Origin of the sequence: Pseudomonas spirodelae (assembly GCF_034653255.1) — a bacterium.
In the GTDB taxonomy this organism is placed as follows: Bacteria; Pseudomonadota; Gammaproteobacteria; order Pseudomonadales; family Pseudomonadaceae; genus Aquipseudomonas; species Aquipseudomonas spirodelae.
The window spans coordinates 39,226-46,178 of the sequence record NZ_JAYEET010000041.1; the positions used below are offsets into that span (position 1 = coordinate 39,226).

Consider the following 6,953-nt stretch of genomic DNA (forward strand, 5'->3'; position numbering starts at 1 on the left):
TCTGATTCGGTAAGGAACCGGGAGCACCATCTGCGTAGGCTTTAAGTTTAAGACTTGCGCCACCTACGGTCTTGGATAGCCCCCGCAAAGCAGGGACCCCAAAATGTCGAAACGGCGCAATCACTCGCGCCACCTCTATGTGTTACGCGTCCAGCGAGCCTTGATCAATGATCAAACCTGGGCCCATAGTGGTGCTCAGGGTTACGCGCTTAACGTAGATACCTTTCGAAGTCGATGGCTTCAGACGCTTAAGGTCAGAAATCAGCGCTTCAACGTTCTGCTTGAGCTTCTCAGCGTCAAAGCCAACCTTGCCAACAGAACCGTGGATGATGCCGTTCTTGTCAGTACGGAAACGCACTTGACCAGCCTTAGCATTCTTCACCGCAGTCGCAACGTCAGGGGTAACGGTACCGACTTTCGGGTTTGGCATCAGACCGCGCGGGCCAAGCACTTGACCCAGCTGACCAACAACGCGCATTGCATCCGGGGAAGCAATTACTACGTCATAGTTCAGGTCGCCGCCTTTCATTTCGGCAGCCAGATCGTCCATACCTACGCGGTCAGCGCCGGCAGCCAGAGCGGCTTCAGCAGCTGGGCCCTGGGTGAACACGGCAACGCGAACGCTTTTGCCCGAGCCATTCGGCAGCACAGTAGCGCCACGAACAACCTGGTCAGATTTACGCGGATCAACGCCAAGGTTGACGGCAATATCTACCGACTCAGAGAACTTGACGGCCGACAGCTCAGCCAGCAGAGCAGCAGCTTCAACAAAGTTATAAGCCTTACCAGCTTCAACTTTCTCAGCGATTGCCTTTTGACGCTTAGTCAACTTAGCCATTACACACCCTCCACGTTGAGGCCCATGCTGCGAGCGGAGCCGGCGATAGTACGCACAGCCGCGTCCATATCAGCGGCAGTTAGATCAGACTGCTTAGTCTTGGCGATCTCTTCCAGCTGAGCACGAGTCACAGTGCCGACCTTAACGGTGTTCGGACGAGCCGAACCGCTAGTCAGACCAGCAGCCTTCTTCAACAGAACGGCAGCCGGGGTGCTTTTGGTTTCAAAGGTGAAGCTACGGTCGCTATATACAGTGATGATCACTGGAGTCGGCAGGCCTGGCTCGATACCCTGAGTACGGGCATTGAACGCCTTACAGAACTCCATGATATTCACGCCGTGCTGACCCAGAGCTGGACCGACGGGTGGCGACGGGTTGGCTTGCGCAGCCTTTACTTGCAGCTTGATATAAGCCGTAATTTTCTTAGCCATGAGCTACTCCAATATTGGGTTCTAACGCCTTGCGGCTCCCCAGTTATTACCTGTTTATCCCAGTGACGACAAAACCCCGCAGCCCAAGGCTGCGGGGTAAGGGATGCTTATTTCAGTTACGCCTTTTCGACCTGACTGAACTCCAGCTCTACCGGGGTAGAGCGACCAAAAATAGTCACAGCTACCTGGATACGGCTTTTCTCGTAATTAACTTCTTCAACAACACCACTGAAATCGGCAAACGGACCATCGGTCACGCGCACCATCTCACCCGGCTCGAACAATGTCTTAGGCTTCGGCTTATCGCCACTATCAGCCACGCGACGCAAGATAGCCTCAGCTTCTTTCTCAGTGATTGGCGCCGGCTTATCAGCGGTACCGCCAATGAAACCCATGACGCGAGGCGTGTTCTTGATCAAATGCCAAGTCGCCTCACTCATTTCCATCTGCACCAGGACATAACCTGGAAAAAACTTACGCTCGCTCTTGCGCTTCTGACCATTCCGCATCTCGACTACTTCTTCAGTAGGGACCAGAATTTCGCCAAAAACATCTTCCATACCAGCGAGCTTCACACGCTCGACCAACGAGCGCATCACATGCTTCTCGTAACCCGAGTAAGCATGCACAACGTACCAACGCTTAGCCACGGGACACCTTTAACCGACAATCAACGAAACAAGCCAACCAAGCAGGGAATCAAGCCCCCACAACATCAACGCCATAACCAGAACAACAGCCACAACAATCAATGTTGTCTGCGTGGTTTCCTGACGAGTAGGCCAAACGACCTTGCGAATTTCAACGCGCGCTTCTTTTGCCAGCACCCAAAAGGCTTGGCCTTTTGATGTCTGCAAAGCAATCACACCAGCACCCGCGGCAACCACCAGCAGCGCCAGAACACGATACAAGATAGGCTCAGCAGAGAAATACTGATTACCGACCACACCTGCAATCACTAGAGCAGCGACAACGAGCCACTTCACTAGATCAAAGCGCGAGTCTTTGGCTTCAGCCTTAACATTCATCTACTAGTATCCTGTAAAAAGACGCGCCAAATTCAATTGAATATGGCAGGTCAGGAGGGAATCGAACCCCCAACCTACGGTTTTGGAGACCGTCGCTCTGCCAATTGAGCTACTGACCTAAAAACTGAATCAGGCCGACCATTATGCCGGCCTGACTAAAACAGATCAATCGATTAAGCGATGATCTTTGCTACGACGCCAGCGCCGACGGTACGACCGCCTTCACGAATGGCGAAACGCAGACCTTCTTCCATTGCGATGGTTTTGATCAGCGTGACTGTCATCTGCACATTGTCACCCGGCATTACCATCTCAACACCTTCCGGCAATTCGCAGTTACCCGTCACGTCAGTTGTACGGAAGTAGAACTGAGGACGATAACCCTTGAAGAAGGGAGTATGACGACCACCTTCCTCCTTACCCAACACATACACTTCAGCAGTGAAGGTAGTGTGCGGCTTAACAGAACCTGGCTTAACCAGAACCTGACCACGCTCAACGTCGTCACGCTTGGTACCACGAAGCAGTACACCACAGTTCTCACCAGCACGACCTTCGTCAAGCAGCTTCCGGAACATCTCAACACCCGTACAGGTAGTCTTGATAGTGTCACGCAGACCAACGATCTCAATTTCCTCCTGGATCTTGACAATACCGCGCTCGATACGACCAGTCACAACAGTGCCGCGACCAGAGATCGAGAACACATCCTCAATCGGCATCAGGAACGGCTTATCTATCGCACGAACCGGCTCAGGAATATAGGTATCTAGCGTCTCTACCAACTTCTTAACAGCGGTAGTACCCATTTCATTATCATCTTGACCGTTCAGCGCCATCAGCGCAGAACCGATAATGATTGGCGTATCGTCACCCGGGAAATCGTAAGTACTGAGCAGGTCACGCACCTCCATCTCAACCAGCTCCAGCAACTCGGCATCGTCAACCATGTCAGCCTTATTCAGGAAAACCACGATGTACGGAACACCAACCTGACGGGACAGCAAGATGTGTTCACGAGTTTGCGGCATCGGGCCATCAGCGGCCGAACAAACCAGGATAGCGCCATCCATCTGCGCCGCACCAGTGATCATGTTCTTCACATAGTCAGCGTGCCCTGGGCAATCAACGTGCGCGTAGTGACGAATCAGAGAATCGTACTCTACGTGCGCAGTATTGATGGTGATGCCGCGAGCCTTTTCTTCTGGAGCGCTGTCGATCTTATCGAAGTCAACGCGCGCAGAACCAAAAACCTCGGAGCAGACACGAGTCAAAGCAGCAGTCAGAGTGGTCTTACCGTGGTCAACGTGACCGATTGTGCCTACGTTGACGTGCGGCTTGTTACGCTCAAACTTTTCTTTAGCCATTTTGACTGCCTCCGAGAGAAGAATTGACCCAGCATCACCGCCATAAAACAAAGGCAGATACTTGCATATCTGCCTTCATTATTATGGAGCTCATGAGCGGACTTGAACCGCTGACCTCACCCTTACCAAGGGTGTGCTCTACCAACTGAGCTACATGAGCAAAACACGACGCAAGAGCAGTAAAACTGGAGCGGGTAGCGGGAATCGAACCCGCATCATCAGCTTGGAAGGCTGAGGTTCTACCACTAAACTATACCCGCTCAATCTACAACTGTTGCTAAATCTGGTGGAGGGAGAAGGATTCGAACCTTCGAAGTCGATGACGTCAGATTTACAGTCTGATCCCTTTGGCCACTCGGGAATCCCTCCAAACGGGGCGGCATTCTCATTCGATGCCGACCTACTGTCAAGCAATTTCTCATTATAAAACCTGAGGTTAGCTACATTGACAGCAACTCTGCAGAGCACTTGTAAGCGCCACCCTGCTGAGCGGGCGCCATTCTATGCATTCTAAAGCCCCCTTGCAACCCCCTCGCACGGCATTATTTGCTGTTCTAAGCCATTGAAGTCAAAAGCTAAACGCTGCAGCACGGAATCATCCGCCAAACGCCTACTTTGCGGGGAGATACGTACCCAAAAACTGCGATGCGCACGAGTCAGCTCGCGAAGCGATGGCTCATAACCAGCGCTCTGCAAGCGCTGAATAACACTTTGCGCGGAATCACTGCGCGGAAAGATGCCCAGCGATATGCCGTTGGCCAGATCACCCTGAGTAATAATGTAGCTGTCAATTTTCCGCGCCTGCAGCTCACGCAACTGGCGCAGCGAAGCTTGCCGTGAAGCCAAAGGTGGCAGGTAGACCCAGTAGTCGACACCACCCGCCGCATCCATACTTTGCACCCGCGACTGAATATCCAGGCTCAGCAACCGCTGCTCGACCGCTGACGCATCCGCTCTCGACTCAAAACCGCCAAGAAACAAGCACACCGCCTCAACCGGCTGAACCTCGGCAACATTTCGTCGTATCGGCGCACTCGACTCACTCAGCAGACGAATATCCCGCTTACTGCCTTGCGCCAAATTGAGCGGAGCAACCTCTGTAACCCTTAGCGGGGCCTGCTGCTGATGCCAAACGTAATAGAATAAATTCAGCACAATGAACCACAAGAACATCCAGCGCATGCATGACCTCAATTTACCGGGCAAGCGATCGCCAAGCCTATAAAAACCAGATCCGGTACAACCCGCACACCCGGCACGACATCGACGACCAAGGGCGCATCCCCTCCGGTGAGGAAAACATCAAAATCCTCCCCAAGGAACTCTGCAGCCATAGCTACTTGAGTGCTGACGAACCCACGCAGCATCAGAACACAACCACGCTCAACAGCCTCTGCAGTTGCGCGCCCCGGCACCAGGTCTTCAAGCGCACGCGTGGCTTCTTCGCTGTTATAGCGAGTCCGCCGCGTATGGGTACGCAGCTGCGTGCGCATCAAAGGCAAGCCTGGACAAATAAAACCACCCAAGTGCTCGCCTTCCATACTGACAAAATCAGAAGTAACCGCAGTACCTAGATCGATAACCAACGCAGCCTTGCGCGACAGCTGATAGGCCCCTACCACAGCAAGCCAACGATCAAGCCCAAGGCGCTGGTATTGACCATAACCGTTACGCACCCCCGCCAAAAACGTTGCGGAGCGCGCAACCCGACACTCAACAGCAAAGGCCTGCTCAATGAGCGCAATTAACTGCGCCGTTTCTTCATCACTGCGCACACTCACTAAACGGCAGGCACGCAACAACACGTTTTGCTCGCGCACAATAGCTATCAGCGCTTGATCCGACTCAACAACCCCACCGGCAATCGCCATAGCACTGTCGCCACAAAGCAAACGCCACTTTATAAGCGTATTACCGCAGTCGAGCTCAAGAATCATCACGCAACCTCAAACTGAGCTCACCACCACTAAAGACACGCTCAACACCATCAACACTTAGACGAATGGCACCCGAGTGATCCACCCCTAAAACCTTTCCTTCCACAGGAGCAGCGCCTGCCGTTAACGCAACAGATCGACCCTGCCATAGATGATTAGCGTGCCACTCATCCTGTAATGCGGCGAAACCATCCCGACGCTGTATGTCTAGATAGCGTGACAGCTGCTTGTTTAACTCAGTCACTAGCTCATTTCGGTTTAACAGACACGCCAACTCAGCACGCATCGACGTCCACGGCTGCCCAATAGCCCCCGCTTCAGACACAAGCATATTCACATTCAAACCGATGCCGATGACCACATGACAAATATCAGCTGGGTCCCCTGAGAGCTCCAACAAAATACCGGCCAGCTTACGATCACCAACCAGCACATCATTTGGCCATTTGAGCCCAGCCTCAGTCACACCAAAGCAATGGATAACATTGAGCAGCGCCAAGCCAACAGCCAAACTCATGCCATCAAGCTGACGAACACCGCCCTCAACACGAACGACCAGGCTGTAATAGAGGTTTTCACCGAAAGGACTGATCCAACTACGCCCTCGCCGCCCTCGCCCACTCGTTTGCCGCTCAGCCAACACATAGAACGGTAGCGAGGCGGCCGAAGGAAGAAGACGCAACGCCTCTGCATTAGTCGAATCGACGCTTGGCATCACGCAAGCGTGCCACTGCGGCGCACCTACTTGAGCATTCAGCCAATCCTCATCGAGCAACTGCAAGGGAGTTTCTAGCCGGTAGCCGCGCCCACGCACCTTGTGTACCGGCAGCGACAACTCGGCCTGAAGCACCTGCAGCTGCTTCCAAACTGCCGAACGACTAACACCCAAAGCCGCGCCGAGCGCCTCACCAGAGTGGAAGCGCCCATCTTGAAGAAGCCTTAACAATGCAAGCATTTGAGTTCCGCCACGCAATAAGGCACGCATGATAACGACGCACAGTTTGGTTGCCTATCAAGGCTTGGCCGCGCGACTTAATTTTCTGTGCCCAAAGTAAAACCCCCGACCAGTTTCCTGATCGGGGGTTTTGGTGTAGGTGCTTGACGATGACCTACTCTCACATGGGGAGACCCCACACTACCATCGGCGATGCATCGTTTCACTACTGAGTTCGGGATGGGATCAGGTGGTTCCAATGCTCTATGGTCGTCAAGCGATTCAGCTGAGATGTCGTGCTGCTTGCGCGGCTCGCTACCTCGAATTGGGTATGTGATGTGGTTTGTAGTTGTGCAAATTTTCGGCTGTTGCAGTCTTCATAGAGACACACAAACATCAAATTGTTTGGGTGTTATAT

At 53.1% G+C, this 6,953-nt stretch carries 8 protein-coding genes, 4 tRNA genes and 1 rRNA gene; all 13 read right to left on the reverse strand.

All coding sequences use genetic code 11. The annotated features are described in order from the left end of the window. Positions 1-142: 142 nt before the first annotated feature. The 13 genes from rplA to rrf all read right to left on the reverse strand — a co-directional run bounded on the left by rplA (position 143) and on the right by rrf (position 6,813). The gene (gene rplA / locus SOP97_RS13685; RefSeq protein WP_274087698.1) at positions 143-838 is read right to left on the reverse strand and encodes a 50S ribosomal protein L1; all 696 of its coding nucleotides are present in this window, start codon (positions 836-838) and stop codon (positions 143-145) included. After that, on the reverse strand, positions 838-1,269 hold the full coding sequence (gene rplK, locus SOP97_RS13690; RefSeq protein WP_274087697.1) for a 50S ribosomal protein L11: 432 nt from the start codon (positions 1,267-1,269) through the stop codon (positions 838-840). The genes rplA and rplK overlap by 1 nt, the downstream gene beginning before the upstream one ends. A 116-nt stretch (positions 1,270-1,385) precedes the next feature. Further along, positions 1,386-1,919, reverse strand: coding sequence for a transcription termination/antitermination protein NusG (gene nusG, locus SOP97_RS13695; protein ID WP_274087696.1), 534 nt, complete (start codon positions 1,917-1,919; stop codon positions 1,386-1,388). Positions 1,920-1,928: 9 nt separating this feature from the next. Further along, on the reverse strand, positions 1,929-2,297 hold the full coding sequence (secE, locus tag SOP97_RS13700) for a preprotein translocase subunit SecE (protein ID WP_322949571.1): 369 nt from the start codon (positions 2,295-2,297) through the stop codon (positions 1,929-1,931). Between the two features lie 43 nt (positions 2,298-2,340). Beyond that, positions 2,341-2,416 (reverse strand) — tRNA-Trp (locus SOP97_RS13705). 54 nt (positions 2,417-2,470) lie between these two features. Further along, positions 2,471-3,664 carry an elongation factor Tu gene (gene tuf / locus SOP97_RS13710; protein WP_322949573.1) on the reverse strand — a complete coding sequence of 398 codons (1,194 nt, stop codon included), beginning with the start codon at positions 3,662-3,664 and terminating at the stop codon, positions 2,471-2,473. A gap of 84 nt (positions 3,665-3,748) precedes the next feature. After that, positions 3,749-3,824, reverse strand: a tRNA-Thr gene (locus SOP97_RS13715). A gap of 26 nt (positions 3,825-3,850) precedes the next feature. Beyond that, a tRNA-Gly gene (locus SOP97_RS13720) sits at positions 3,851-3,924 on the reverse strand. 24 nt (positions 3,925-3,948) lie between these two features. Beyond that, positions 3,949-4,033 (reverse strand) — tRNA-Tyr (locus SOP97_RS13725). A gap of 141 nt (positions 4,034-4,174) precedes the next feature. Beyond that, positions 4,175-4,846 (reverse strand): SPOR domain-containing protein, encoded by a 672-nt coding sequence (locus tag SOP97_RS13730; protein ID WP_274087778.1) that lies wholly within the window; start codon positions 4,844-4,846, stop codon positions 4,175-4,177. Between the two features lie 8 nt (positions 4,847-4,854). Continuing rightward, positions 4,855-5,601, reverse strand: coding sequence for a pantothenate kinase (locus SOP97_RS13735; protein WP_322949576.1), 747 nt, complete (start codon positions 5,599-5,601; stop codon positions 4,855-4,857). Then, positions 5,591-6,556, reverse strand: coding sequence for a bifunctional biotin--[acetyl-CoA-carboxylase] ligase/biotin operon repressor BirA (birA, locus tag SOP97_RS13740; protein WP_274087692.1), 966 nt, complete (start codon positions 6,554-6,556; stop codon positions 5,591-5,593). The genes SOP97_RS13735 and birA overlap by 11 nt, the downstream gene beginning before the upstream one ends. Before the next feature lie 141 nt (positions 6,557-6,697). Beyond that, a 5S ribosomal RNA gene (gene rrf, locus SOP97_RS13745) occupies positions 6,698-6,813 on the reverse strand. Between the last annotated feature and the right edge of the window lie 140 nt (positions 6,814-6,953).

Excerpts from the sequence above, each read along its gene's own strand:
- rplA (WP_274087698.1), bottom strand. The coding sequence starts at position 838 with ATGGCTAAGTTGACTAAGCGTCAAAAGGCAATCGCTGAGAAAGTTGAA.
- rplK (WP_274087697.1), bottom strand. The coding sequence starts at position 1,269 with ATGGCTAAGAAAATTACGGCTTATATCAAGCTGCAAGTAAAGGCTGCG.
- secE (WP_322949571.1), bottom strand. The coding sequence starts at position 2,297 with ATGAATGTTAAGGCTGAAGCCAAAGACTCGCGCTTTGATCTAGTGAAG.
- tuf (WP_322949573.1), bottom strand. The coding sequence starts at position 3,664 with ATGGCTAAAGAAAAGTTTGAGCGTAACAAGCCGCACGTCAACGTAGGC.
- SOP97_RS13730 (WP_274087778.1), bottom strand. The coding sequence starts at position 4,846 with ATGCGCTGGATGTTCTTGTGGTTCATTGTGCTGAATTTATTCTATTAC.
- SOP97_RS13735 (WP_322949576.1), bottom strand. The coding sequence starts at position 5,601 with ATGATTCTTGAGCTCGACTGCGGTAATACGCTTATAAAGTGGCGTTTG.
- birA (WP_274087692.1), bottom strand. The coding sequence starts at position 6,556 with ATGCTTGCATTGTTAAGGCTTCTTCAAGATGGGCGCTTCCACTCTGGT.